The organism is Streptomyces sp. HUAS TT11 (assembly GCF_051553595.1).
Taxonomy (GTDB): domain Bacteria; phylum Actinomycetota; class Actinomycetes; order Streptomycetales; family Streptomycetaceae; genus Streptomyces.
Genome location: NZ_CP196184.1, coordinates 9114977 through 9140160, shown reverse-complemented (window position 1 = coordinate 9140160; position 25184 = coordinate 9114977). Strand labels below are relative to the sequence as shown.

At 65.3% G+C, this 25184-nt stretch carries 21 protein-coding genes and 8 pseudogenes; 16 read left to right on the top strand and 13 right to left on the bottom strand.

Features of this window, described 5'->3' with window-relative positions; genetic code table 11:
• Window positions 1-12 precede the first annotated feature (12 nt).
• Complete coding sequence (locus tag ACSHXN_RS41215; RefSeq protein WP_438306165.1) at window positions 13-621, bottom strand: sigma-70 family RNA polymerase sigma factor; 609 nt, start codon at window positions 619-621, stop codon at window positions 13-15.
• 783 nt (window positions 622-1404) lie between these two features.
• Here ACSHXN_RS41215 and ACSHXN_RS41210 point away from each other — a divergent pair.
• Entirely contained in the window at window positions 1405-1734 is a 330-nt protein-coding gene (locus tag ACSHXN_RS41210; protein WP_355140490.1) for a peptide-methionine (S)-S-oxide reductase, read from the top strand.
• A 1105-nt stretch (window positions 1735-2839) separates the two neighbouring features.
• On the opposite strand, the gene ACSHXN_RS41205 is transcribed toward ACSHXN_RS41210, so the two are convergent.
• A complete protein-coding gene (locus ACSHXN_RS41205; protein ID WP_356297313.1) occupies window positions 2840-3511 on the bottom strand; it encodes a TetR/AcrR family transcriptional regulator in 672 nt (223 codons plus the stop codon).
• A gap of 189 nt (window positions 3512-3700) precedes the next feature.
• Here ACSHXN_RS41205 and ACSHXN_RS41200 point away from each other — a divergent pair.
• From ACSHXN_RS41200 to ACSHXN_RS41190, 3 genes and pseudogenes are all read left to right on the top strand, one after another.
• A pseudogene (locus ACSHXN_RS41200) lies at window positions 3701-4211 on the top strand (transposase); the annotation flags it as partial.
• A 1460-nt stretch (window positions 4212-5671) separates the two neighbouring features.
• On the top strand, window positions 5672-6322 hold the full coding sequence (locus tag ACSHXN_RS41195) for a helix-turn-helix domain-containing protein (protein WP_438306163.1): 651 nt from the start codon (window positions 5672-5674) through the stop codon (window positions 6320-6322).
• A 289-nt stretch (window positions 6323-6611) separates the two neighbouring features.
• Window positions 6612-7433: pseudogene (locus tag ACSHXN_RS41190) on the top strand (IS110 family transposase); the annotation flags it as partial.
• Window positions 7434-7480: 47 nt separating this feature from the next.
• Here the strand turns inward: ACSHXN_RS41190 and ACSHXN_RS41185 are convergent.
• Together ACSHXN_RS41185 and ACSHXN_RS41180 are read right to left on the bottom strand one after the other, a co-directional pair.
• A pseudogene (locus ACSHXN_RS41185) lies at window positions 7481-8017 on the bottom strand (DUF4240 domain-containing protein).
• Window positions 8018-8071: 54 nt separating this feature from the next.
• Entirely contained in the window at window positions 8072-9313 is a 1242-nt protein-coding gene (locus ACSHXN_RS41180; RefSeq protein ID WP_438306161.1) for an IS110 family transposase, read from the bottom strand.
• Window positions 9314-9866: 553 nt separating this feature from the next.
• Between ACSHXN_RS41180 and ACSHXN_RS41175 the strand changes: the two are divergent.
• Window positions 9867-10256 (top strand): annotated as a pseudogene (locus tag ACSHXN_RS41175) (transposase); the annotation flags it as partial.
• Here ACSHXN_RS41175 and ACSHXN_RS41170 read toward each other — a convergent pair.
• Complete coding sequence (locus ACSHXN_RS41170; RefSeq protein ID WP_438306159.1) at window positions 10253-10663, bottom strand: ankyrin repeat domain-containing protein; 411 nt, start codon at window positions 10661-10663, stop codon at window positions 10253-10255. The pseudogene ACSHXN_RS41175 and the gene ACSHXN_RS41170 sit on opposite strands and share 4 nt — an antisense overlap.
• Before the next feature lie 541 nt (window positions 10664-11204).
• Complete coding sequence (locus ACSHXN_RS41165; protein ID WP_356297304.1) at window positions 11205-11666, bottom strand: GNAT family N-acetyltransferase; 462 nt, start codon at window positions 11664-11666, stop codon at window positions 11205-11207.
• Window positions 11667-12171: 505 nt separating this feature from the next.
• Between ACSHXN_RS41165 and ACSHXN_RS41160 the strand changes: the two genes are divergently transcribed.
• Together ACSHXN_RS41160 and trxA are read left to right on the top strand one after the other, a co-directional pair.
• The gene (locus ACSHXN_RS41160; protein WP_438306156.1) at window positions 12172-12945 is read left to right on the top strand and encodes an SDR family NAD(P)-dependent oxidoreductase; all 774 of its coding nucleotides are present in this window, start codon (window positions 12172-12174) and stop codon (window positions 12943-12945) included.
• A 102-nt stretch (window positions 12946-13047) separates the two neighbouring features.
• Complete coding sequence (trxA, locus tag ACSHXN_RS41155) at window positions 13048-13374, top strand: thioredoxin (RefSeq protein WP_438306154.1); 327 nt, start codon at window positions 13048-13050, stop codon at window positions 13372-13374.
• 71 nt (window positions 13375-13445) lie between these two features.
• On the opposite strand, the gene msrA is transcribed toward trxA, so the two are convergent.
• Window positions 13446-13955, bottom strand: coding sequence for a peptide-methionine (S)-S-oxide reductase MsrA (msrA, locus tag ACSHXN_RS41150; RefSeq protein ID WP_355141398.1), 510 nt, complete (start codon window positions 13953-13955; stop codon window positions 13446-13448).
• Between the two features lie 989 nt (window positions 13956-14944).
• Here msrA and ACSHXN_RS41145 point away from each other — a divergent pair.
• The 5 genes and pseudogenes from ACSHXN_RS41145 to ACSHXN_RS41125 all read left to right on the top strand — a co-directional run bounded on the left by ACSHXN_RS41145 (window position 14945) and on the right by ACSHXN_RS41125 (window position 19779).
• Window positions 14945-15406 (top strand): DUF5709 domain-containing protein, encoded by a 462-nt coding sequence (locus ACSHXN_RS41145; RefSeq protein ID WP_438306152.1) that lies wholly within the window; start codon window positions 14945-14947, stop codon window positions 15404-15406.
• 302 nt (window positions 15407-15708) lie between these two features.
• A pseudogene (locus ACSHXN_RS41140) lies at window positions 15709-15904 on the top strand (IS1380 family transposase); the annotation flags it as partial.
• 130 nt (window positions 15905-16034) lie between these two features.
• Window positions 16035-16637, top strand: coding sequence for a DUF4328 domain-containing protein (locus ACSHXN_RS41135; RefSeq protein ID WP_355141394.1), 603 nt, complete (start codon window positions 16035-16037; stop codon window positions 16635-16637).
• A 174-nt stretch (window positions 16638-16811) separates the two neighbouring features.
• Window positions 16812-18188: an IS1380 family transposase gene (locus ACSHXN_RS41130; RefSeq protein WP_438306150.1), complete on the top strand. Its 1377-nt coding sequence runs from the start codon at window positions 16812-16814 to the stop codon at window positions 18186-18188.
• Between the two features lie 979 nt (window positions 18189-19167).
• Window positions 19168-19779 carry an RNA polymerase sigma factor gene (locus ACSHXN_RS41125; RefSeq protein WP_355141390.1) on the top strand — a complete coding sequence of 204 codons (612 nt, stop codon included), beginning with the start codon at window positions 19168-19170 and terminating at the stop codon, window positions 19777-19779.
• A gap of 118 nt (window positions 19780-19897) precedes the next feature.
• Here ACSHXN_RS41125 and ACSHXN_RS41120 read toward each other — a convergent pair.
• From ACSHXN_RS41120 to ACSHXN_RS41110, 3 genes and pseudogenes are all read right to left on the bottom strand, one after another.
• Window positions 19898-20814: pseudogene (locus tag ACSHXN_RS41120) on the bottom strand (IS256 family transposase); the annotation flags it as partial.
• 130 nt (window positions 20815-20944) lie between these two features.
• Window positions 20945-21034, bottom strand: a pseudogene (locus tag ACSHXN_RS41115) (IS5/IS1182 family transposase); the annotation flags it as partial.
• Window positions 21035-21273: 239 nt separating this feature from the next.
• Window positions 21274-21672 (bottom strand): GNAT family N-acetyltransferase, encoded by a 399-nt coding sequence (locus tag ACSHXN_RS41110; protein WP_355141388.1) that lies wholly within the window; start codon window positions 21670-21672, stop codon window positions 21274-21276.
• 378 nt (window positions 21673-22050) lie between these two features.
• On the opposite strand from ACSHXN_RS41110, the pseudogene ACSHXN_RS41105 reads away from it, so the two are divergent.
• The 3 genes and pseudogenes from ACSHXN_RS41105 to ACSHXN_RS41095 form a co-directional block, all read left to right on the top strand.
• Window positions 22051-22356: pseudogene (locus tag ACSHXN_RS41105) on the top strand (IS200/IS605 family transposase); the annotation flags it as partial.
• 64 nt (window positions 22357-22420) lie between these two features.
• Window positions 22421-22726 carry a DUF427 domain-containing protein gene (locus tag ACSHXN_RS41100; RefSeq protein ID WP_356297294.1) on the top strand — a complete coding sequence of 102 codons (306 nt, stop codon included), beginning with the start codon at window positions 22421-22423 and terminating at the stop codon, window positions 22724-22726.
• Window positions 22727-22900: 174 nt separating this feature from the next.
• Window positions 22901-23371: a helix-turn-helix domain-containing protein gene (locus ACSHXN_RS41095; protein WP_438306147.1), complete on the top strand. Its 471-nt coding sequence runs from the start codon at window positions 22901-22903 to the stop codon at window positions 23369-23371.
• 150 nt (window positions 23372-23521) lie between these two features.
• On the opposite strand, the gene ACSHXN_RS41090 is transcribed toward ACSHXN_RS41095, so the two are convergent.
• The 3 genes from ACSHXN_RS41090 to ACSHXN_RS41080 all read right to left on the bottom strand — a co-directional run bounded on the left by ACSHXN_RS41090 (window position 23522) and on the right by ACSHXN_RS41080 (window position 24798).
• Window positions 23522-23671 carry a pyridoxamine 5'-phosphate oxidase family protein gene (locus tag ACSHXN_RS41090; RefSeq protein ID WP_438306145.1) on the bottom strand — a complete coding sequence of 50 codons (150 nt, stop codon included), beginning with the start codon at window positions 23669-23671 and terminating at the stop codon, window positions 23522-23524.
• A 397-nt stretch (window positions 23672-24068) separates the two neighbouring features.
• Window positions 24069-24542, bottom strand: coding sequence for a zinc-binding dehydrogenase (locus ACSHXN_RS41085; RefSeq protein ID WP_438306143.1), 474 nt, complete (start codon window positions 24540-24542; stop codon window positions 24069-24071).
• A complete protein-coding gene (locus ACSHXN_RS41080) occupies window positions 24472-24798 on the bottom strand; it encodes a hypothetical protein (RefSeq protein WP_438306141.1) in 327 nt (108 codons plus the stop codon). Before ACSHXN_RS41080 ends, ACSHXN_RS41085 begins: the two co-directional genes overlap by 71 nt.
• Here ACSHXN_RS41080 and ACSHXN_RS41075 point away from each other — a divergent pair.
• A complete protein-coding gene (locus ACSHXN_RS41075) occupies window positions 24748-24882 on the top strand; it encodes a hypothetical protein (RefSeq protein WP_438306556.1) in 135 nt (44 codons plus the stop codon). The genes ACSHXN_RS41080 and ACSHXN_RS41075 overlap by 51 nt on opposite strands.
• The last annotated feature ends 302 nt before the right edge of the window (window positions 24883-25184 follow it).

Sequence of the window (25184 nt, the reverse complement as noted above, 5' to 3'; positions counted from 1 at the left end):
AGTAGCGGGCTGTCAGGTTGCGGGTAGCTCCGGTGCGTATTGCGGGAGCAGGCAGCGCAGCTGCCGACGCCCCCTGTGGAGGCGCGACATCACTGTGCCCACTGGAGTCCCCATGGTTTCCGCGATCTCTCGATAGGAGAGGCCTTCGATGTCAGCGAGGTACACAGCGAGGCGGCGTGGAGGGGGAATCTGACGAAAGGCTGCTTTGAGGTCGGGATTCACGATGCGCTCCAGCGCATCCGATTCCGCTGACTTCAGCGCTCCGGAAGCATAGGCGCCAAGACGCGCCAGTTGCGGGTCTTCGACTTCGGAGGAAAAGCACAGGCGCGGTCTACGCTGCTGCTTGCGATGGGCAGAAATGTGCTGGTTAAACATGATCCTCTTCATCCAGGCTCCGCAGTTCGTGCCCGGCCGGAACTGGTCGAACGATGCGTAAGCACGCGCGTACGTATCCTGGACCAAGTCCTCAGCATCTGCTGCGTGGCGAGTCATGCGCCAGGCGGCGGCGTAGAGGGTACGGCGATGTGGGAGAGCTTCCTGCTCGAATCTCGCACGGCGTTGGGCGGGGGTCTCCCGCTCGCCGCTGGTGCCCGGATTCGGCGGGAAATGGATCGTTGTCACAGTTGCTGCCTCTCTTCGCGCTCAAACAGGCCGACCGCGGCTGATGTCAGCCGTCCCGTTTGTCTGGGTGCAGCGGCGAATCCGAGCGGCCCATCGCTTGTCGGAGCTGCTTTGACATGCGTGGCCCAACAACTGCTGTCGGACCGGTTCGGCGAAGCGCGTCTGCCGCGCATGCCCCTGGGCGAACCGACGTACAGCCCACCGACTGATTACACTGGGACGGCCGGGAATCCTCCCCTGGCTCAGCCCCTCTGGGATGTGCAGTTCGGGCTCGCCCCTGCCCCAGGGGGCAGGCGGTCGCTTAGGAGTCCTCTCGGGTGCGGGCACCACGTGGACAGCCGCCTCCTCAGCGAGAGCGTCCGCGCCCCGGCTGGGGAGGCGTCCTGCGCGCTCATGGCCGACCTTGGCGTCGACGCGTTCTCTGTCCGCGCCGATCGCATCCCACAGCCCGTGGCTCTCATCCGGTGTACCAGCTTCCTGCACCTCGCGCCTGAGCCGATGTGCGAGGTCCTGGGGAGACGCGCTCTCCCTCGTAGTGACACCCCAGTCGGTGGCGGCGAAGGGTGCATTGGCGTGTGAGCAGCCCCGGCCCAGGACGTCCTCCCGCAGCTCGCCTCGTCGTACTCCTCCTGAGAGCGCAGGCACGGGGGTGGAGGAAGTCAGGCCCTCGTAGGCCGGGAAATCGTCTGGTGAAGTCATCATGGCCTCCATGCCGTCGGAGTCCCGCGGCATCTCGGTGTTGGTGCCTCGGCGACGACGGGAGAAGTCCATTTAAGCGGCCTGATGTCGACGAGGCGTCTATCCGGCATAGTCGCCTGGGCGGCCGGCCCGCCAAATGGCGAACAAGCCCCTTGGGCTGTCCTGCCGAACTCGTACCTCCCGGGTCGGCCACGGTTCGCAGGGGCTAGATTGATCAGCTGGCTGGAGAGCGACGACATTGGCTTGACCTTCAGGTCCGCCATCTTCTACTTGGACGAGGCGCAACGACGCATCGCAGGAGTGGTGATCACAGACTCCGATACGTCTGAACTATGGCAGGGGAAGCTGGTTACGGGGGTTGTTCCGGCCGGCACATTCAGACCTACCTACAGCGTCATCCGGACGCGCGCATGAGTCAGTACGTCCGAAAAAGCTGGAAGCTGCCTCGAAAACCACCTGACCAGGCCGGGCTTGCCGAAAAGCATATCGCTGCGAAAAGGCCGAGCGGAGGATAAACCTTAGGCGGAAAACCCACCGTGACGAGTGGAGTTGACACAGCAGGCGACTGATCAGTAAATGGTCAGGGCCTCAGGCTGCCGACCCGCGCCTGGAGTACGGCCACGCGGAGGTCGCATACCCTCGAAGGGGTTCTCGACAAGGAAGGTAGACAGTCCTGCGACGCTCCCCGCGTAGCTGTCCCTCTCCATTCGTAGGCGAGCTGCTCGTTGACACGGGCGAGGCAACTCGCCGAGGACGCTGCGTTGCTGGCCCGGGAACGGCTCCGAAGTCTCGGCGAAAACTACCCGTTTCCACCCCGCGAGGCCCCCGGCCAGCAGGTTAGCCGCGGACGCCAGGCCGCCGATCTGCGCGCCTCCCGGACGTTTGCCGCCGCCTCCTACAAACATGTTCAGGACCACAGACTCCGGTTGGCCATGCTGCAGAAAGTTCCCGTCGACCAAGCATGCGAAGCTGTCGCTTTACTCCGCAGCGCCTGTCTGACCTGTAGACGTAGGGCGCGTGGAGCTTTGGCTGACCGCGAGGCTTCGTCGCCCGCACGTCCTCCACCAGTTACGAGAGGCTTCCAGGCCTGCCCGTCTCGGCACTCGCGGAGGAAGCACGGCGTACCGCCTCGGATGCAAGCTCCGTCTCAACCCTGACTTTGTGTAGACGAACGAGCCCGAGTGCCGAGAAAACCGGATGCCCGCATACACGATGAGTGCCGTTCTGGGGATTTTTGTGAGCCACGACGGCTTAACCACCCACAAGGGGACATTTACTACCTAAAGTGCCACAGGTCGGTCGGTTTCCTGGACTAATTGGTCCACTCTTCGGTTGAAGCGGCTTTCGTTGGCAGGTGGGGGCCGCATGCAGCAGGCGGGTGGGGCGTGCAGACGAACACATTCTCCTGCGGCCGCGCCCTCAGTCGCCTACCCAGGACAGTCAAGTCCGACGGGTAGAAAAGACGCGACGTAACCCTCTATGGTGCCGCACCCGGACTCCTCAACGTCCCCCGACGGCTTTAGCGCCCTCTCGTGTCCTCTTCAGGCGAATTATCGTCTTCAGTAGGCAGGGCGTAGGAATTGACCTGGCAGATCGCCATGTCGAGGGCGATCCTCATGGGTTTGACGTCTCGGGCCGTCTGCGCCAGGAGGTAGCCGCCTTGAAGGGCGGCCATAAGGCCAGTGGCGAGCTCTCCGGCGTTGGCGTCGGCACGGAGGACTCCCGAGTCCTTCATCCGCACGAGTCCGGCCGCGAGCATCCCCTCCCAGGTGTCGAAGTACCGGGCGATCGCCTTGCGAGCCTCTTCGTCCTGGTCGGTCAACTCGCTTGCAAGGGAGCCGAGCGGGCAGCCGTACGCTCCGTTTCGGAGCGCGTTGTGTTCGATCAGTGCGTCCCGCCAGCGCTCCAGCCCGCGGAGGGAGTTGAGCCGCCGCAGTAGCTGGTGCTGGCGTTCGAGCAATTCTGCTGCCTGCAACGCGACTACGTCCCGCACCAACGCATCCTTGTCGGGGTAGTGACGGTAGAGCTGGGATTTACTCGTTCCGCTGGCCGCTCTGACCTCGTCGAGAGTCGTCGCAGACACGCCCTTGACGTACATCATGTCGGCGGCGGACCTCAAAATGCGATCTCGAGTCGCCCGCCCGCGCTCAGTCAGCCGGGAGCTATTTTTGTCGCTCGCCTGTTCCGCCACATTGGCTAGATTACCGGTACAGAGGCTAGCAGGATTCAGAGTGGACCTCAAGGTCCTTTTCTTTCCCGGCTCTCGCCACCTCCGGCCCGGAGCCACCTCCCCGGGCCTCACCACCCCGACACACCCACGAACGGAGAGTGGCCCACTCGACGCGACAGCCGAGCCACGACCAGGCCGACCACCTACCCAGCATTGTTCGAGCTGGCTAACGCTGTTCTGTGTAGCGACGGGCCGGTGAGGTCGCTGGCCGAGCTGTCGCTGGTGCGTGAAAACCGCCGCGGAGGGCTCTACGCAGCGGTGGCTCGTGGAGGCATCGATGCCGGGGGCGCTGGCCGCCACTGCCACGGGCCGCCGACGACTGGCTGGTCCTGGTCGTCGATGTCGCCTGCTGGTTGCGACCCGACGCCCACACCTCACCGGAACGGATCCTGGCCACACCTACGGCAGAGGCAAAGATCAGTACATTCCGATCCCCGGCCGGCCCTTTTCGATCATCTGCGCGCTCGAGGCTGGCCGCAGCTCATGGACCGCAGCGCTGGACACGGTCCAGCTGGTGCCCGGCGACGAGACCGACACCATCACCGCCCGGCAACTGCGCGATCTGCTTCAGCGACTGATCACCGCCGGGCAAAGGCATACAGGCGGCCCCGACATCCTCATCGTCGCGGACGCCCGATACCAGGCACCTCCTCTAGGCTTTGACCCTGTTGGACAATGCGCCGTGCGGGATGTGGCGGCTTCGCGTTGATCGATTCTGCGGTTGTTCTCGTGTGGTGCGGCCGTGTGGGTGGCAGTGGATTGTCGAAGCAGCCGCGACCGCGAACGTCCGGCAGGGCACCCAGTCGTTGACAGTGTCACCAGAGACGCGGTCGCCGCGGTCGGTGGCGGTCGACCGGTTCTGCCAAGTGCCCGCGACGGTGAGGGCGTGGAAGAACACCCCGTCCCGGATGCCCAGTCGGTAGAGCATGCCAAAGGAAGGCCCGGGTGGCCTCGACCAGGCCCATCTACACGGAGGGGGCAGACACACTTGGCCGCGCGACGTGCGGACCCAGGCACAGCAGTGAGGCGACGCCAGTCCGCTGCACGTACAAGGCGCCGACAAGCGGCATGCAGTCGCCCGGATGATGGCGGCGGACGGCCAGGAACTGGCGGCGGTAAAGGAGCCACGCATTGTCACAAATCGTTCGGAACAAGATGAACCAATCGAAACGTCCTGGCGACCAAGACCAACCGGTGCAGTTCACCACATTCTGAAACCTCGGGCGACGATCGGCCGCTCGCAGGTTGCATCACATACCTCTCTCAACGTCCCGAGGGTCGGCTCATGCATGGCCAGCTCCTCCATCAGGTCCACTGTGAGCCGGCGGGCATCACAGACCACCCGGTCCATGACGGCCATGCCCGGCACAACTGCTGCGCTTGCAGACCTTTAGACGAGGGCGCTGTCCTGTCGCTCGTAGACGTTTGCTGACCTCTACAGCTCCTTCAGCGACGCGCGACGGTGTCGGTAACGGAGGTCTTGGGCCGCGTACCCCTCGGTCACGTCCGACTTGAGATCACGCCCGCAGTCACGAGGCGGGCAGCTGTTGACAACGACATGTCGAATCAGTAGTCCGAGCTTGTTCACGTCAGGAAAGCGCAGTCCCACCGTTGCTGGCGACATCACGCGAGTTTCCATGGTCGACGCTGATTCCCCCGGGCCGGTGAAGGCTCCGCGATGGGCAACACATTCTTGCCTCTCACGTGCAAGGAGAGCGGCAAGCCACCTCACCTTCGGGCCACCGACCGCCCCTGCAACTCCTGCAGCTCCCCGTGCCGTCGAGCTGTCCACCGGCAGTGCCAGGCTGCTGCGACCCCGCCCGGCACCGAGGATCTCGATGAAGCCATTCGACTTCGGCTCCAGGAGGTCACTCGCGCCGTACGTGCCATCCTCCTTACCGTCGGCCAACCCGACACACTCGCCGAGGAGTTCCTGGCATCCATGGTCCACCTGCAAGTCACGTCCGAGCGCCTCACCGTGGACATGGTGGCTCGGACGAGACGGCGGGGTGCATCTTGGGAACAGATCGCCGCACCGCTGCGCATGAGTAAGGAAGCCGCCCGCAAGGAGTGGTCCTCGCCCGTCCACGCGCCAGCCATCATCTGCCGACCAGACCAGCCATGTCTCCGAGCAACGACGCCACCATCCGTAACCTCTCAAACGGTACGGACGCCAGTTGTGCCTCCCCAGCGCTCCACGGCGCCACTTCCGCCGCCTTCGGAACACTCAAGACTCCGGTCGTCGGCCAGGACCTGGCCACGGTACTCAACAGCCTCCAGCACGCCTCCGGGCTGAGCCTACGAGCTCTGGCCAGCCGCTGCCATCTATCGCCCGGTTTCCTCTTCCGCCTGCTGACAGGAGAACGCTTCCCCGCTTGGAAGAACGTTGCCGCGATCGCCCGCGCCTGCGGCGCGGACTCCGATGTGCTGCGCAGGGTCTGGGAGGACTCGGCGGCGCGCTGTGACAACACGCTTCGGCACGCCTCCCTCACTACCGCTCTGCGGTTCCTGCACCAACAGGTCGGCAGCCCCACGCCTTGGGCCATCGCCATTACCAGCGGAAACACCCTCGACCAAGACCACGTTGCAGCACTCCTCGCTGGCACCGCCACTGCCCCTTGGGAAGATGTCAAACGCCTCATCCAGATCCTGGACGGGGAGCCTCCCTTCTTCTTCCCGCTGTGGCAAGTCGAGGACCCCCGACGTGCCGCCCCCCCCGTTACCGTCTTCGTGGCTCCGCAATGGGGCCTCCGGCCTTTGGGTCCGGCATGACTTCCCCCCTTGTTTTTCATGATCCGGGGGGGGGTGGTCCTACGTTGTTGATGGGTCGGATGGGCTGTCGTACGGTCCGGAGGATCCAGTGGCCCCGGGTATGGCTTGGGGGTGGTTGCCTTCAATGGTTCCTGTGACACCTGGCCGCCCGGGGCCGCACGACGACTCGACCACTGATGAGGGGCTTGAGCACCGGCATCACCCGAGTCGGAAGAGCTCTCCGTAACGTGGGTGTGGCAGCTCGATGCCGTGGCAGGCCGGACGAAAAGCGTGATGGAGGGGCCTGCCCGTGATCGACACCGGCGACATCGACGTCTTCCTCGGCCTGGACGTCGGCAATGGCGAACACCACGCCACTGCCGTCACCGCGGCCGGGAAGAAAGCCTTCGACAAGCGCCTGCCCAACACCGAACCCAAGCTCCGCGAGCTCTTCGCGAAACTCCAGGCCAAGCACGGCACCGTGCTGGTCGTGGTGGACCAGCCGGCCTCGATCGGTGCCCTGCCGCTGGCGGTCGCACGGGACATGGGCTGCCCCGTCGCCTATCTGCCCGGCCTGACGATGCGGCGGATCGCCGATCTCTACCCCGGTGAGGCGAAGACGGACGCGAAGGACGCGTTCATCATCGCGGACGCGGCCCGCGCGATGCCGCACACGCTGCGGGCGATCGACGGCGAGGACGAGACGATCGCCGAGCTGGAGATGATCGTCGGGTTCGACGACGACCTGACCGGCGAAGCGACCCGCGTCGCGAACCGCCTGCATGGCCTGCTGACCCAAATCCATCCGTCGCTGGAAAAGGTGCTGGGACCGCGGTTGCAACACCCGGCCGTCCTGGCCCTGCTGGAGCGGTTCGGCTCTCCGTCCCAGCTCCGCAAGGCCGGCCGACGCCGCCTCGTCACGTTGTTACGGCCGAAGGCCCCGAGGATGGCCGAACGGCTGGTCGAGGACATCTTCGCCGCCTTGGACGAGCAGACCGTCGTCGTTCCGGGCACCGAGGCAGCCGCATTGATCGTCCCGAGCCTGGCCAGATCGCTGAGCGCCGTCCTTGACCAACGCAAGCTGCTGGCCGGGCGGATTGAGAAACTGCTGGGGGCTCACCCTCTTTCCAAGACACCTCATGGTGCTAACTCGTCAAGGCGCCGGCTGCGGTGTTCGAACTACTGCAGGTAGAGGGCAGCCAGACGCGGCAGGCGGCGAGCCATCTCGTCTGAGTCGTCGAAGTCGAAGGCCCAGGCAGGGTCCAGCTGCGGGTAGCGGATGGTGGGTCCGCCCGCGGGAAGCTGGTCACCGGTCGCCGTGATGTGTGCGTTCCAGGCGATGACCAGCATGTCCTCACCTTCCAGGTCGTCGCCGTCTGCTGCGGCGGCTTGAACGATGGGCAGTTCTGCGAGGGCATCAGGATTAGCGACTGCGCGCTCGAAGACGTCACGCCCCTGGGCGATCAGCCAGCCGCGGAAGTAGTCGAAGCCATCGTCGGAGCATCCGCCGTTGGCGATGTAGGCAGCGGCCCACAGAGGGTTGGTGTAGGACTCAACCATCAGGTCCCACAGCACCTACTCAGCGGCGACGATGTCCTCGACCGGCCGGGCGGCCAGCAGCGAGGTCGCTTCGTGGGCGACCGCTTCGCTTTCGTGTGGGGTGATCGCCCGGTCGCGGGCCGCCGCGATGAGCTCCCAGAACTGCTCCTTGTTCATGGCGGGAGAGCATGCCACCTCGTACTGACAGAAGGAGTTCTCGACCGTTGGAGATCAGGCTGCCGCCTTCTCTGCCTCCAGGCTCGGGGTCGGAAAGGCGACCAGCTCATCGAAGGGCGTGTGCTCCTGGAGGCAGCGATAGAGCTGGCCGAGCATCCAGTTGAAGAGGTTGCGCAGGGCGGCCGCGTGCCAATCTCCGTGGACGTCGCGTCGGCGCCGGTAGTGGGCCTTGGCCCCGGGTGATCCGTTGGGGGCCGCGAAGGCCCACAGATAGCCGGCATGGTTGAGCCGGTCGTTCTTCACCCTCCGCCGGATGATGCTCGACTTCTTGCCGGAGGCCCTGGTGATCGGAGAGGCGCCGGCATAAGCCTTCAGACCGCGGGCGTCGGCGAAACGGCTCCGGTCGTCTCCGATCTCGGCCAGCACCCGGGCACCAAGCTGGACGCCGAGGCCGGGAAAGCTGAGGATGACCTCAGCGTCCGGGTGCTGAGGGAAAACCTCCACCACCGCCTTCGCGAGGTCGTCGGCGGCCGTGCAGGCAGCTTCCAGTTGGGTGAGGAGGGCAAGCATCTGCTTGCCGATCGCGTCCTCGACCATTGGCGGCTGGTGGGCCCACTCGGCGCGGAACACCTCGCGGATCCGGTCGGCCTCGGCCTCGATGCCATGTTTCCGGCCGGCTCGCTGGAGTGCCGCCTGAATCTGTGTGCGGCTCAGCCGCGCGGCCTGCGAGGGAGTGGGGGCGAGCTTGAGCAGTTCGCGTGCCTCGGGACGGCATAGGCCGTTCTGCCGGGTGGCGACGGCGTCCAGGGCGGACGGGTAGTACTCGCGCAGCAGGGATCGGAGCTGGTTGGAGTTCTGCTGCCGGTTCCAGGTGGCGTCCTGCTGAGCGCGGGCCAGGACGGCGACGGCGCGGGCGAGATCGCTGTCCTGTGGCAGGGGTCGGTGGGCGTGCATGTCGGTGCGGAGGATGTTCGCCAGGACTAGGGCGTCGCCGGGGTCGGATTTCTTGCGGGAGACGGAGTGGCGGTCGCGGTAGCGGGCGGCTGCCATCGGGTTGATCGCGAACACCTGGCGCCTGCCGGTCCGCAGCACGGCGACCAGCAGGCCGCGGGACGTCTCGATCGCGATCGGGATCGGGGCTTCTTCCGTGTCGCCGTACTCGGCGAGCAGGTCCATCAGCAGTTGGTAGCCGGCAGCGTCGTCGGTGATGCGGCGTTTGGCGAGCAGCTCGCCGCTGTCGTCGACCAGAGCGACGTCGTGGTGGCGTTCGGCCCAGTCGGTACCACAGTAGATCAAGTTGTTCCCTCCCCATGGCGCGGGTGTTTGCGCTGGTCACGAGCGCATGCGGGCCACTCAGCGACCTAATTCCAGGGCTCAGCCGCCAGGGCTGGTCCGACACCTCATCAGCCGTGTTCGTGGCACCAGCTCACCCCGCGGGCCTCGGTCTACTCAGGAGCTCGGGCTCGCGTCTATCAAGAGGTCAACGTGCGGAGGGCTCGCACCACCAACTCCAACGAGTGATCAAGCCGACGGTGTTGACGGGCCTGTGGCCGTAAGTGCTGCCGATCTTGGAAGAGGCATTCTGCGCCCGGTCCTGACGAGGCATCCAGCAACAGTCCACAGGCCCGCCAACGTCTGATGTGGTGGCGGTCGTGAAGACGTCGAGCGTCGCGGCTCTCTGCGACGCCCACAGGCTCGCCACCACTACAAACACCAGGACCGAGCACCGGTCTATCCGGAGGCTTCTATCAGCCGGAGTGGCAACAGATGTCACGGTCCCCGTGTTCGAACAGGCCCAGCAAGACCCCATGCGTGGTGGGTGATGCTGGATCCGTCAGTAACGAATTAGGTCCTGACGTCCATGCCGGGCATCGGCGTCAGGACCGGCGCACGGATCCTCATCGAGGTCGGCGACGGCAGCACCTTCCCGACCGCCGGCCACCTCGCCGCCTACGCCGGCCTTGCCCCGGCGACCCGAAGCTCGGGCTCATCGATCCGCGGCGAACAGCCCTCCCGCAGGGGAAACAAGCAGCTCAAACGGGCTTTCTTCCTCTCCGCGTTCGCGGCCCTAGGTGACCCGGCATCGCGGGCCTACTACGACAAGAAGATCACCCAGGGCAAGCACCACACCCAAGCCCTGCTCTGCCTGGCCCGCCGCCGAGCCGACGTCCTCTTCGCGATGCTCCGTGACGGGACCTTCTACGAGCCCCAGCCCGCCACCACGGGCGGTGGCGCCTAGGAGGAAGTCGCGTCTCCGGCAGGCAAGTGAGCAGCCACGTCATAGTTGGCGATGCGTCCCGCCAACACCCGCGGGCTCATGCCATGGCCGTTGTCTCGGTCAGGGTCGGCACCGGCCTCCAGCAGCAGCCGGATCGTCGCGCCCTCGCCCTGTGAACAGAACACCGCCCTCCACAACGGCGTATTGCTATGACGATCCGCGGTATCAACCGCCGCACCTGCGGCTAGGAGAACCTCGACAACCGATGGGGCTTGAGCCTGAGCCGCGAAATGCAGCGGCGTCCAGCCCGCATCGTCGACTGCCTCCGCGGCGGCACCTCCGGCCAAGAGCACCCTCAGGCCATCCGCGTCCCCATCGGCAGCCGCATAGTGCACCGCCGTCCGCCCCAACCGATCCCGATCCGTCATGCCGACCATCCTCACCCGGCTTGACCGAACAGATAGGGGCACCCCCCCGGCAGCGCCCGTCGGGGAGCACGCCTGCGCACCCGGTCACTGCATCAAAGAATTGCTCACCGCCTTCAGCAGCGCTCACGGTTCGCCACTCCTTGCTCCCCCACTCGTAACAACTTCAGACCCAGGACGATGCTGGGCGGGGGCCAGGTACGCAGACACAAGCCTGAGCCTTCCCAGATCGCGCTGACGGTGTCAGGCATCGCGCCGCTCCTGCGCTCGGTGCGCTGTGACGGAGGTCGGAGGGGGCCGGGAGATGCCGGCCAAGGACCGGTGGGTAACGTGGCCCTCGGAGGGACTCAGATCAACGTACGGGCCGGTTCGACCGCGGACGATTCGTTCACGTGGCCGGCACGATCGTCGGCCTTCAGGTCGTACGAACCACCGTTGGCCTGACGGCCAGGCGACATCGCGCAGCGACGCTCTCGGAGCATGCTGGCAGGGCCCGCAGCGCGCTTCGTAGCCGACCGGCCATCCGATCATTCGCGCTGTGTTCTTAAGTGGTGCTCGAGAAAGGGCGGGACGTCCAGCTCCCCCTCGCGGATCTGATAAACCTGCAAGGTGAGTTCGTAGTACTCGTCTGTTTCGCCAGCCCACTCCATGCCCAAGCGCCGTGCGGTCGTGATTCCACGGGTGTTGCGGGGGCGCACACTGCGAAGACTTCGTCCGCCCCCGCCGTGAACGCATAATGCGCTGCGCCGTGGGCGACTTCTGTTGCCAGGCCGCGGCCCCAGAAGGGTCTCGCGGGCTGCCAGCCAATCTCGAGGTCAATGCCGTCGGGTGGCAGTGGCAGGACCGCAGCTCCACCAACGAGGTCACCGGACGCCGCCAGTTCGATGGCCCAACGTCCTGCCGGAGGCTCGAGGCTCGAGCACTGCTCAATCCATTGGCGGAGCACTCCTCCCATGGCGTGCTTGTCGGGCACCCTCGTCATCGCCAGGGCCAGCCAGCAGGCCACATCATCCTCGCCGTAAACGGTGAGGGCCGCTGCAGCATCGTTCGTCGACCACCGTCACATCACGAACCGCTCGGTCTCCATGCGCGAGCCATCGACTCTCACACGATGCGGCGGACTTGGGGGATTGGGCATGTGCGTTCACCTAACTTTCGGGTCTGGTCCGCGGGTCGGTGAAGGTGCCTGCCTGACCTGTCGGTAGTGCCTGGTAGAAGGCGCCTCGGCGACTCTTTCTGGCGCTCTCGGCGAGTAGACCGTACAGCGTCCAGAAGGGCTCTTGCGGCGTGATCGATTTCGACGCGCAACTACCGCAGGGGCTTAGGTTAGCGACCAAATGCTTTGGTAGTCAGGCGTAATAGGCACGGCAATGCGGTTTCATGACCAGCGCCTGCACCGTGGTGTGCATCGTAGACACGCTGTAGAGCTGTTGTAGACCTGATCGTGTCAGAGTGGACTTTGACTGCACAACAAGAAGCCATTTCGAGCGTTAAATTGGAGAGTGATTCGCGTGGCCACGGACTTCGAAGGCAAGAAAATCGTTGTGATCGGGGGCGCCAGCGGTATGGGTTTCAAGACCGCGGAGAACGTGGTCACGGCAGGCGGCAGCGCAGTGCTCGTCGGCCGCGCGGGCCAGAAGCTAGACGAGGCCGTGTCGAGCCTCTCGCAATCCGGCGCCGCGTGGTCGGTCGCCGCGGACCTGGCGGATCCGGACCAGGTCGTCGAAGCGCAGAAGCAGTTGGCGGAGGACCACTCCGACGCGACCCTCCTCGTCAACGCCGCCGGCTTCTTTATCCCGAAAGCCTTCCTCGACTACGAAGTCGCGGACTACGACGCCTACCACGATCTCAACAGGGCAGCGTTCTTCCTGACCCAGACCGTGGTACGGGGCATGATCGCAGGCGGGGAGGGCGGCGCGATCGTGAACGTGGGCAGCATGTGGGCGCACCAGGCCATCGGCCTGACGCCCTCGTCGGCCTACTCAATGGCCAAGGCAGGGCTACATGCCCTCACGCACAACCTGGCCTACGAGCTGGCGGGTGACGGCATTCGTGTCAACGCCGTGGCTCCCGCGGTCACCCGGACTCCCCTTTTCGAGAAGGTCTTCCCCGCTGAGCAGTTGGACGGCGCGATGGAACAGCTGAGCGATCTGCACCCACTCGGCCGAGTTGGCACGCCGCAGGACCTCGCGTCCGCGATCGTCTTCCTGCTCTCGCCCGCATCGAGTTGGACGACGGGCGCCATCCTCAACGTCGACGGAGGAGTCATGGCCGGCCGGAACTAACCACGGTCAACTGGTTACGTCCCGCCCGGAGCACCCTGGCCCGCTCCGGGCGGGCGGCGCCGCAACTTTACCCACCCATACCCACGTACAGAGGGGCACCGTATGTCAGGCAACCTGAGAGACGTCACTGACGAAACGTTCGCCGAGGAGGTGCTCACCAGCGACAAGCCCGTTCTCGTCGACTTCTGGGCCGAGTGGTGCGGGCCTTGCCGCATGGTGGCACCAGTGCTGGAGCAACTGGCCGCCGAGCACAGCGACAAGATCGAGGTGGTTCAAGTGAACGTCGACCTGAGTCCTCGCACTGCAGCGGAATACGACATCAGGTCGATCCCCACGCTCAACATCTACCAAGACGGCAAGGTGGTCAAGACGGTGATCGGTGCCCAGCCAAAGGCCGTTCTTGAGCAGGACCTGAGGGAATTCCTTTAGGCACATGGCCAGCTCAAGGCTTCGAATAGGCTGCTCCCGTCATGCCTCGATGGGAGCAGCCTCGTTCCGTGTCAGGCGGGGGTCATGGGTAGCTGCCAGCCCTCACGAATGTAGTGGCACGTGTAGCCGTTCGGGTAGCGCTGGAGGTAGTCCTGATGCTCGGGCTCTGCCGTCCAGAAGGTTCCGGCAGGCACCACCTCAGTAACCACCTTGCCGGGCCACAGTCCAGACGCCTCGACGTCGGCAATCGTTGTCTCCGCTACGCGGCGCTGCTCGTCGTTCAGGTAGAAGATGGCAGACCTGTAGCTCATACCGATGTCGTTGCCTTGCCGGTTCAACGTAGTGGGATCATGGATCTGGAAGAAAAACTTCAGAAGAGCACGGTACGTTGTCCTGGAGGGGTCGTAGGTGATCTCGATCCCTTCGGCGTGGCTTCCATGGCTTCGGTAGGTTGGGTTAACGACCTCGCCTCCGGTGTAGCCGACACGCGTCTCCACAACGCCTGGAAGCGTACGAAATAGTTCCTGCACCCCCCAGAAGCAGCCGCCGGCCAGTACTGCCTTTTCTCGTTCTGCTACCACAACACACTCCCTGTCTACAAGGCTTCAACCTGGAGCTTGAGGGCCCCGGTCCCTAGACGTGACGCAGCCGTCCATTAGCCGCACTCGCCTGGCAACAAAGCCAAGTCGGAGGGGATTGCGGGGAGAGGCCTCAAGGCGCCAGCCAAACGCGGACGACTCGCCCTCACACACTTAGCTGCTTCAGCAGCAGATTTCTTACCTCTCTACTCGAAGGCAAGCAGGAGGCAAGCCGCTTGTTGGACGGCGGAGCGACGGGACACGCGCCGCCCGTCTTTTGCCAGCCAACGACCGTGTCGCTATGTGCGCCTCACCGCAGCGGAGGAGAACCAGGGCTCCTCACGGATGGCCCCAGGGAACACCTGCAGCGTTGGCCCAGGCGCCACGCCTCGTGTCGGAAGAGCCGTCGGACGGCCCGGGCTGACGACGGCCTCGAATGCCACGCTCCGGGCCGACGATTATCTGCGAACCTTGCCCGAGGGTGTTGCAGTGACAGTCCTCACGAGACGCTGTGTCGCCCAGGAGACCTGGCAACAGGTTAGGCCAGTGGCGCCAGGCGCCTAGCAATCGAACACGGCTCGACGCCGAAGCAAGGCGTATGTTCCGGCCGACTGCGGCAGCCCGGGCACCCCGCGGCGCGGTCCGCAGGTAGGCATGGGCTACTGCTCGCAACCACCCCCGAAGACGCGCCTTACAGCACTCATCCACCGCGACGTCAAGTCCGAGGCGACTGAAGGGCAAGGCCCAACTCTTTATGGAAGAGAACCCCGGCTACGTGCAGCTGATCAACTCCAGCCACCAGCTGGGGTCGCACACGAAGCTGAACGCGGGAGGCGGGTGGCACGGCCTCTGCACAAGCCGGCCAGGCCCGGTGACTATCTCGGATAGATGCCTCATTCACATCGAGCCGCTTGAATGACAGCCTCTGGCGTCACAGCGCCAGCAAAGGCATCGCACCTGCGTTGCCAGACACCTACGGCATGGAGGCCGAGATGACCTCAGCTGACGACCTTCCGGGCTTCGAGGACCTTGCTGCCTCCAGCCTCCTGCGCTCGCAAGAGGAATTCGACGAGGACGAGCTCGGCGAAGACGTCGTGGACCGCGGCTACTCGCCTGCCGAAGCGCCCATAGCCGTCGACGAGTGGGGGCTGACCGCTAGAGAAGGCGCCTCCCACGAAGACCTCACACACCGCCTGAGGCGGGAGGTGCCGGAGCTGAGCACGTCAGATGACGGCGACGGACTGGGCGACACGGTCGACACGGATGGCGAGCTCATCGATGACCAAGTCGGCGATGAGCGCGCTGGACGGCTGCTCAGCTGGGATACCGGCATCGACGCCACCGGATATGACGGTGACGACTACTGGGCACGGGACGTAGGAATCGACGGCGGCGCTGCCTCAGCTGAGGAGGCAGCTATCCATGTCGTGCCCGACGCCAGCGACGACTCCTGAGCGTCTTCCCGACCGCCCCAACCTGAGCCGCAAGAAGGGGGCGGCTGTGTGGTCGGGCAGCAGCCCAGAGGACGTGCTGCAACCGGTAGATGTGATGCGTTGCTCATGGGGCTCGAACGCCACTGGGCAGGAAGGGGGTCCCGTAAACGCCGAGCGAGGTTCGTGTGAGGCGCTCTTTAGCCTCGCGCTTTCACCAGCCGGGGTATCCGAGGCGTGATCGAATAAGCGAGGAGTGCCTCTGACCTGGGGCGACGGGACTTGTCCAGGGTCCTGTTCGTCGTCAGGAAAGCTGCACTCCTCAGGTGAAGAAGAGTGTCGGGTTGTACCCGCGTGTCCGCGTCGAGGGTGATGGCCGTGGAATGGTTTCGCAGGGCGGTGCTCTGGGCGGGGACTGCCTTGCGGACATCGGCGCGCGGTGGGCCGGTTGTCTCCGATTCGACCGCATCCCGCCTGATCGGCGTGCTGCCCGCAGCCGGTCCCCGTGCACTGACGGCCATCTGCTGTCGGGGAGGTGCATCCCGCGACCGAGGACCCGAAAGTCGTACGCGCGTGCGGCGATCAGACCCTATGATCACTGCGCCCCAGCGTCCGCTGCGGCCGCACACGCCTCCGAGACAGGCCAAAGACGATGACGCGCACCGCCCGCAAAGCTCCCTGGATCCTTGCCCGCTCCGCGCAGGTGGCGATAGCGGTGGCCGCCGTGGCGGACGCGTTCCGCGCGGCGGCAGTCCGGGATCACTACCTGCACCACACGGATGCGTCCCTGCACAAGTCGGGCTTCATCTCCATGATCTTCGTCTATCTGATGAATCTCGCGGTCGTGCTGTTCCTCGTGTGGCTCGCCCGGTCCCGGCGCAATGCCCAGGAGTTGTCCCCCCGGGCCTCGCTCCCGAGTCGGGCCTGGACGATCGGCGCGTGGTTCATACCGGTGGTCCACTTCTTTGTCCCTCGCCGGTTCGTCCTCGACATCGGGCGCGCGAGCTCCGCGTCGTGGGAGGAGAAGCGAGACACGACACTGGTGAATCTGTGGTGGGTCGCCTGGATCACGCACGCGCTGGTGCTCGTGGTGGCGGGCTGGGTGGCCCCGGGGTCGATGGCCTTCCTCGTGGTGGCGGAGGCGCTCATGATCGCGGCAGCCGTGCTGCTTGGGCTCGTCATCGAGCGCATTACGGCGCTGCAGAGCTCCGCGCTCGGCGCCACCGTGCCCGTCGCACCTCTCGCCCAGGCGTGAGGCAGCTCCCTCATGGCGACGTGATTGGCTGCGCGCGTGACCGGCAACGACTTGGCCTCCGTTCACCGCACGAGCTGTCCGAGGCTTGATCAGAAAAGCAAGAAGTGCCCCTGACCTGCAACGATGGGACTTGTCTAGGGTCCAGTCAGTCGTGAGGAAAGAAGCACTTCTCAGGTGAAGAAGCGTATCGGGTGCTACCCGCGTGTCCGCGTCGAGGGCTGCAGTCGCGGGGTGGTCTCCCAGGCCGGGGCCGTGCTGCTGGTGGAGACGGTCCGCAGGTGCGGCCTTGACACCGCGATATCGGCGGCGCTCGCGCCGTGGCGCAAGCCGCGGGCGGTCCACGATCCAGGACAGATCCTGCTCGATGTCGCGCTCGCGGTGGCACTCGGCGGGGACTGCCTGTCCGATGTCGGGATGCTGAGGTCCGAGCCGGACGTGTTCGGGACGGTGGCCTCCGACCCCACCGTCTCCCGGCTGATCGCCACGCTCGCCAGGTCCGGCCCGAAGGCCCTTGCCGCGATCCGTTCCGCCCGGGCTGAAGTCCGCGAACGGGTGTGGCAGTTGGCCGGGACAAGAAGCTCGGCTGCAGACGGGCAGGCGACGGTGGACATCGACGGCGTGCTCGTCATCGCGCACTCGGAGAAGCAGGACGCGGCGCCGACCTGGAAGAAGTCCTTCGGGCACCATCCGCTGCTGGCGTTCGTCGACCACGGCCAGCAGGGGTCCGGGGAGCCGGTGGCCGCGTTGCTGCGGGCGGGCAACGCCGGCTCTAACACCGTTGCCGATCACATCGAGGCTGCCCGGATCGCCCTGGCCCAGCTGCCGAGACTGCTGCGGCGGGGGCGGCAGACGCTGATCCGTACCGACTCCGGCGGTGGCACCCACGAGTTCGTCAACTGGCTCTCCACACCTGGGAGGTGGCTGTCGTATTCCGTCGGGATGACGATCACCGATGCCATCCACCAGGCGGTGCTGACGGTCCCGGCATCGGTGTGGACGCCGGCCATCGAGCCGGACGGTCAGGTCCGTGACGGTGCCTGGGTCGCTGAACTTGCCGGGGACGTTCTCAAGGGAAGGCCGTCCGGGATGAGGCTGATCGTCCGCAAGGAACGGCCTCATCCAGGAGCCCAGTTGCGCTTCACTGATGTCGACGGCAACCGGCTCACCTGTTTCGCCACCAACACCGCCGAGGGTGTGATGGCCGAGCTGGAGTTGCGGCACCGCCGCCGGGCTCGCTGCGAGGACCGCATCAGGACCGCCCGCGCGACCGGTCTGCGCAACCTGCCGCTGCACGACTTCGCGCAGAACCAGCTCTGGCTGGAGATTGTCTCGCTCGCCTTGGACCTGCTCGCCTGGATGCCGATGCTCGCGCTGACCGGTGCCGCCCGCCGCTGGGAGGTCAAAAAGCTCCGTCTGCGGCTGTTCTCCACCGCCGGCCAGTTGGTCACTACCGGCCGGCGCTGCCGACTCAGGCTCGCCCACACCTGGCCCTGGACCGATGTGATCACCGACGCCCTCGACCGGCTCCAGATCCTGCCGAACCCCGGCTGACCAGCGGACCCAACCGTCCCGACGAGCCTGGACAACCCCACCGGAGCTGTGGAACCCGGAGCCCACCCGACGCTGCAGCCGGGCCGTCCGCCTGCCTGGATCCCGAAACCACCACCAGTCACACCACAAAGGGCCCGTCAGCAAGCCGCTCGGCCCGTCATGAACGATCGAGGTTAGTACAGTCGCGCCCTCCACACCGCCGCCAGGCGCCCTATCCGCAACCCAGCAGACGTTGAAAACCTGGTACAGGTAGGCGTACGTTCGAGCCTATGCCTCATTTGACCAGTTCCGGCCAGGCACCAATTTCCGATCCTGAGTAAAAGGATCATGGCCAATCAATACATAAACGCCTGTCGTAAGCAGCAGCGTCGTCGCGTTAGTGCCCTACGCCGGAATTCGAGGACCCGTAGTTGCCGCACCTCGGCGCTTGTACTCCGACACGCTGGAACACCTCCCGTACCCTGACCCCGAAGCGGACTTCCGGAAAATCCCGCCCCCTCGCCGTCTCGGTGCCGACGTTGTAGATGCCGGGGCTCTCTTACTGCGAAGTTGCAGAGACTACGAGAATCTCCGTGGGAACTGTGATGCTCGCATTTACAGAGGGCGCCGGCAGCTACATGGCTTGCCGCCTGGTACGCACCCGAGCGGCACACACTAGAGAACTTCGGCACGTAAGCTTCAGAGCCACCCCGTCCGGGCCGATGTGTCGCCAGGCCCTGGCGGAGTGCCAAACATTTCTCGGTGACTGCGCAGAGGCCCGGCACCTGCGAAAAGAGCGTGTACCTCCAATTCTAAGCGACGATTTAGCGTAGACGGTGTGTAGATAACCCTGTGGTTAGCTTGTTCGCACGAGATGACCTGGGGATTGAGAGCTATGCACTCTACGGACGCCAAAGAAATGTGTCACTCGGGTCCAAGCAGCGCTGCCGGAAGTAGCGACGGGGCTCGGAAAAAAGGGATTTCCAGAACGACGGGACAGTTGGACCCGGAATCCGCGGCATGGGTCGCCGCATTGGAGGACGGAAGCGGCCCGCAGTACGAGCAGGCCTGCGCGCGCCTGCATGCACTGCTGGTCCGGATCGCGATGGATGATGTGTTCCGCCGAGGACCCCGTTATCGGATCACGGGACCTGAACTGAACGACCTCGCCCACCAAGCAGCGGCTGACGCCTTGATGAGGATTACGCATAAGATCCACGACTTCCGGGGCGACGCCAGGTTTACCACTTGGGCCTTCCGGTTCGTGGTGCTTGAAGTTTCCAGCAAACTCGGCCGCCACTTCTGGCGCACCTCAACCGCCCGGTTTGATCTAGACGAGTGGGCGCAGCTGACAGACCACTCTGGCATCGACCCCGTCAGCCACTGGCAAGCCCAGGAACTAGTCGAGGCCGTCCGGGAGGCTGTCGAGACAGCGTTGAGCGCCCGACAGCGACAGGTCTTCACTGCCCTCGTCGTCAGGGGCGTCCCCCTAGAGACGCTGGCCGACGAGCTGAAAACGAACCGGAACGCTCTCTACAAGACCATGTTCGACGCGCGCAAGAAGCTGCGGGCCAGGCTGGTCGCCAACGGCCTGCTCAACGCCGCAGGCTGAAACAGTCCCCCGCGCGAGGAGCCTGCCTGGGCATGACTTCGTGCACTGGAACCGGCTCTGGCTCAAATTCCTCCGTGACCCAGGCACGCTAAGTGACGGCAGGTGGCCGTATCGTCGTTTTGACCTTGGGGAACTGCTTGCCGAGCATGTCGGTGAGGTGTCGAGCTGGGTACGGACCGCGTCAGCGGTGGGTTGGGCGAAGATCGTGCGGATCGTCGCGGCGACCATCTCTGCCGCTCCCTTGTTGATCACGCTGAACACGTTGCCCAGGAAGTGAACACTGCAGCGCTGGTAGGCGGCCCCGAGCATGACTTTCCGGATGGCCTTGACCAGCCCCAAGTGGTGGCCGCCGATGACGAGCCAGACCCCGGTCAGACCGCGTTCGCGCAGGTGCCGCAGGAACTCGGTCCAGAACACCTCGGTCTTGCTGTCGCCGACCATCACTCCCAGTACCTCGCGGCCGCGGTCCTCGGTGATCCCGGTGGAGATGACCACGGCCCGGGACACGATCTGGTGCTCAACCTGGGCCTTGCAGTAGGTCGCGTTCAGGTACACGTACGGGAAGCGGACGTGGTCAAGTGGCCTGCTGCGGAATGCGGTCAGCTGGCCGTCCAGGTCCTGGCAGATCCGCGAGACTTCGCTCTTGGATATCCCGCTGTCCGCGCCGAGGGCCTTGACCAGGTCGTCGACTGACCGTGTGAACACGCCGTGGACGTAGGCCTCCATGATGACGGCGTACAGGACCTGGTCGATGCGGCGGCGCTGCTCCAGTAGCGCATGGAAGAAGCTCCCCGACCGCAGCTCGGGGATCGCGACGTCCAGGTCGCCGGCCTGTGTGGTCAACGTCTTATCACGGTGGCCGTTGCGGAGAGCGGTGCGCGTCTCGGTGTGCTCGTTCCATTCCGCGCCGATCCGGGCTGCGGCTTCGGCCTCGATCAGCTCTTGGAGCATCCGCTCGGCCACACCGCGGACGAGTTCGAACCCGTCCGCCGAACGTAGTGACTCAAGCAGCCGGATTAGGTCATGCTGAGACAGGGCCGCCCCTGCACCTTCCGCGTTGAACTGCTCGTTCGCTGCGCAGAGTTGGACGGTGGCCCGCCTTGCAGCCAGGGAGCGGTTCGCGTCACCCAATGTCGTAGGCGCCGCAATGACCGCTGACCGAGCGGCGCCGGCGCTTCCACGCGGTGATCACTGGCTCGGTCAACGACCACTGCTCATCGGACAAGTCGCTTGGATACGGTTTGCGTTCACTCACCTCGTCACGGCATCACGCCAACGGGTGCAGGCCGGAAGATTCCGCGTCCATCCATACCATCAGGCGATGACAGAACCACTCAAAGGTCTTACGAACCACCCTCTCAGAGCCGTGTGCGGTGCGGTCTGAGACGAGGCTTGCGATGGTGTGGAAGTGGGCGGGCATCTGGACTCGTCTGTGGGTGAAGCGGTGAGTCGTGAAGGTCCGAACCGTGCCACACGATCGCTCAGAACCACCCATCACTGTGGTGACATTGACCGCGACGGCCGAGTCGGGATGTCGGCATACTCGGGATGGGTGCGGACGAATGCTGCCGCGAACGGACACGTAACCGTGGCGGTCTTTCCTTGCCTCCGCAGCTCGGTCAAGACGCCTCTAAGGAGTCTGGCAGCTATCCCCTTGCCCCGGTATTCCGGGAACACGGATGTCGCCATCAGTGTTACGTGGTTACCCGCTTTGCTGTAAACGAGTCCAGCGACGGTTCGACCCCCCAATGCGGCCTCGTAGATGCCAACCTCGCTGTTGTCGATGATGATGAAGTCTTCCGTATCGGGCGTGGTTATTGCCAACGAATCCACGTCTGCACCGTCTTGTCCGGCGCCGGTCAGGGTGACCATGCCCTCAGTACTGCCTGCCATGCTGCCTCCTAATCGTTCGTCTTGTCAGCGGTCGGGCACGCCCAGCCAGCCAGCCAGCCAGCCAGCCAGCCAGCTGAAGTGTTACTTCCCCTATGCGGTGCCGGTGCCGAGGTCTCAGATGGCGCCGGCCCATCGTGTCCGCGCCGAGGACATCGCCGATCAACAAGCCACAGCAGATGCGACCCGCTCCTACCTTCATGAGCGTCGATCTTTCAGGCCGTCTTACCACAACCTCTATCCGCTTGTCCTCGCCGCCCATGTGCCACGACCCTATCCGAGCAGCGTTTTGACGTGCTCCCTGGCTTAAAGTCCAGGTACAGGCGTGGGGTTGCTGACACGCTGCGAAGAGATCATGCAGAAGGGGACCTCGAAGGGGACTTGAAGGAGTTCAACGGTGAAAGCGATCACGTCCACCTCCTGGTGCACTACCCACCCAAGGTGGCCGTCTCAAAGCTGGTCAACAGCCTCAAGGGTGTGTCCGCCTGCCGGATCCGGCAGGAGTTCACCGGGCGGATCAACCGCGCCGTCATGCACGGGCACCTGTTGTCGCCCTCCTACGGCGGCGGCACAGGCAGACAGGGCCCGTCCACACCCCAAGGGCTGACAGAAGAACTCGGCTCCCGGCGCCGCGCCGGGGTAAGAGCACGACTGCCCACAGCGCTAAAGAAGAAGCCCTCAGAATAACCGGGGCTGACGGAGCACCCTCGCAGGCAACGCGGCGACGGCGCAGTATGGAGAGGCACCCCTTATGAAAGCCACCATGGACGGGCACGTGCTTGCTGAAGCACCCGACGACGAGACGATCGTGATCGAGGGGAATGTCTACTTCCCCCCGAACACAGTGATGCCGGGCCTCTTAACCGAAAGCGACACTCCGTACACGTGCCCCTGGAAGGGGCGCAGCCAGTACTTCAATGCCACGATTGGCGACAAGCGGGTGGACGACGTGGCTTGGAGCTATCCCGAACTTCATGCCAGTGCGATAGAGGTCGTAGGACGAGACTTTTCTGGCTATGTGGCCTTCAGTCCCGGCGTGGCCGTCAGTAGCGGCTGATCAGCAGCGGGAGCGGTGCAGCTGCTTCTGTGCTCCAGCCTTTCCGGGGAGCCCGGGCTGTGTGAGGTCTCAGGTGATGCTTGACCGTTTGTGCTCTGGACATAGTTGACACGTTCGGCTGAACGTCCGCCATCTCCCGACCTCCGATGCTGCAGGGCTGCTTCCGTCGGTGACGTGGAGGTTCAGCAGTTGGCCGAGTACCGGAACCGGGCTGTTCGCGAGGTGCTCGGTGGGTTCCCGATCGGTGACGTCGCGGCCCGGTACGGCACCTCGCGTCAGACGCCCGGTCTGCTGGATCGCTCCCGGCGCCCGTGGAACAGTCCCACGCGCCTGTCTGCGGATGTTGAAGCCGAGATCTGTGAACTGCGTCGCCGGTATCCCCGCTGGGGCGCCCGCCGGATCTCCCACGAACTGACCGCCCGCGGACTGGAGGCGGCGCCTTCGCGGGCCACGGTCCATCGTGTGCTGTCCCGCAACGGCCTGGTCCGCACCCAGGAACAGCAGAACCCGCGCAAGTACGCCGGTGGCAGCGCGAATCGCCCATGCACCCGTGGCAGATGGACCTGCTCGGCGGGGAGCCGTTGGGCGACGGGCGGGAGTGCAAGATGGTCACCGGCATCGACGACCACTCCCGGTTCGTCGTGATCGCCGTGGGTATTCAGCACCCACTGGCGGGACCAGTCGTACACCGGGTCGCCTTCCCCGCGGATCTCGGCTGTTCCCTTGCAGCGGTATCCCCGCAGGAGCAGGAAGCCGATCACGTTGACCTGAACCCGCGGATTGTGCCGCAGGTTCTCACCGTATTGGGCAGGCCATGTTCATGAATACCAGGTGATCGTCGTCGTCGTAGACGCGCACGGACCCCTTCGGGGAGAGGTTCGGAGAGCCGTCCTCGCAGACCGTCGCAACGAACGCCAGCTCGGCGCTGGTGACGATCTGCCGCATGTCCTCGGTGATTATTCCCGTCGCTCCTCAACCTTTCCTGCCGCGTCTGCGTGCCCCGCCCTCCTGGCCAGTCACAACGCGGCCCTTTTCGAGTGCGCGGCACAGCGGGCCGATGGCCTGGTCCGCCGAAGCTCCGGCCGCTCCCTCTGCACCGTTGCGCGGGCTTCCCGATCGCGTTGGACGCCCGTTGTCCGTCGACACCCCGGTCTATGATCGCATCCGCGCGGACGGCCCTTCCGGGGACCGTGCCCCGGAGCCCGGAGCCCGACCTGCGGTCGGCGCCCTCCGCCCCCCGGTGGTGCCCCGTGAACCGGCCCGACCGCCTGATGCGCCCTCGCCCGGTGGGCACGCCTGGGCACGCGGCCGTGCCGTGTGCGGCAGGTGCCGTGAGTCGGTGTCAGGGTCGGGCGACGCCCCGTCGTCGGTATGCTCGGGTGAGCACGATCTTCTTGCCACCGGCCTGCCCGGCGGACACCCGGGCGAAAGCGGCCGGCCCATCACTCAACGGGAGCGCTTCTACGTTCTGCTTCAGCTTCCCTTCCACAACCGCCTCCGCCAGATGGGCAAGCTGAGCAGCATCAGGCCGGAGGTAGAGATCCGTACTGGTGACACCACGCTCTCCCGCTGGCGCGTCCGAGGTCAACCACACCAGACGCCCACCGTCCCGCACCAGCGACAGCGCGGCCTGCGCGGTACCACCAGCAGCGATCAGCGCACCATCGAACCCACCGCGAACCCGAACCACCCAATCCGGGTCGTGGTAGTCGACAACCTCCAACGCACCCAAACCACGCAGGCGCTCAGCAGCCGAAGCGGACGCCGTCACCGTCACCTCGATCCCCCGAGCAGCAGCAATCTGCAACACCAGCACACCGGTCGCCCCACCACCATTGGTGATCAGAAGCCGCTACCCCGGCCGAGCCCCAGCGCCTCCAGCGACTGGTACGCCGTGAGCCCGGCAACAGGCAGCGCCCCCGCCTGCACCGAATCCAGCCCCGCCGGGAGATCCCAGCACTGGCTGCAGTGATCAGCACCCGCTCAGCCCAGAAGCCACTGCCACCGGGCAACGGGGCCTCATGCACAAGCACCCGGTCACCGACAGGGAAGCCCTCGACGTCAGGACCCACGGCCACAACCCGGCCCACGCCCTCTACACCCAGCGCCGCCGGCGAACGCAGCCCACTTTCCAGCCCACACCGTTCAGCAACTAATCCGACGGACCGACACCGCCCGTCTCCACCTCCAGCAGAAGCTGACCAGCACCAGGCGCCGGCGGCTCAGGCACCTCCAGCAGGACGACGTCCGCATCGGGTCCGGACACTCCGCTTGCGTTCAGGGTTGTCCATACCTTTCTTCCTGGGTTCGTTCCGGTCATTCGTAAGATCGGGAAACCCAGGGGTCCTGGGTGTGGCTGTTCATGGTTTGCCGCTGTTGTGGCTCAGGGGGATTGGCCGCCCGGGACCCCGCGACGACTCGGCCACTCATTGGGATACGCGAACTGCATCGCTTCGTA

Coding starts and splice junctions, on each gene's coding strand:
- ACSHXN_RS41100 (WP_356297294.1), top strand. CDS start 22,421: ATGAAAGCCACCATGGACGGGCACGTGCTTGCTGAAGCACCCGACGAC.
- ACSHXN_RS41210 (WP_355140490.1), top strand. CDS start 1,405: ATGTCGACGAGGCGTCTATCCGGCATAGTCGCCTGGGCGGCCGGCCCG.
- ACSHXN_RS41075 (WP_438306556.1), top strand. CDS start 24,748: ATGCACAAGCACCCGGTCACCGACAGGGAAGCCCTCGACGTCAGGACC.
- ACSHXN_RS41170 (WP_438306159.1), bottom strand. CDS start 10,663: ATGACGGATCGGGATCGGTTGGGGCGGACGGCGGTGCACTATGCGGCT.
- ACSHXN_RS41090 (WP_438306145.1), bottom strand. CDS start 23,671: ATGCGGCAGATCGTCACCAGCGCCGAGCTGGCGTTCGTTGCGACGGTC.
- ACSHXN_RS41110 (WP_355141388.1), bottom strand. CDS start 21,672: ATGGCAGGCAGTACTGAGGGCATGGTCACCCTGACCGGCGCCGGACAA.
- ACSHXN_RS41135 (WP_355141394.1), top strand. CDS start 16,035: ATGACGCGCACCGCCCGCAAAGCTCCCTGGATCCTTGCCCGCTCCGCG.
- trxA (WP_438306154.1), top strand. CDS start 13,048: ATGTCAGGCAACCTGAGAGACGTCACTGACGAAACGTTCGCCGAGGAG.
- ACSHXN_RS41145 (WP_438306152.1), top strand. CDS start 14,945: ATGACCTCAGCTGACGACCTTCCGGGCTTCGAGGACCTTGCTGCCTCC.
- ACSHXN_RS41195 (WP_438306163.1), top strand. CDS start 5,672: ATGTCTCCGAGCAACGACGCCACCATCCGTAACCTCTCAAACGGTACG.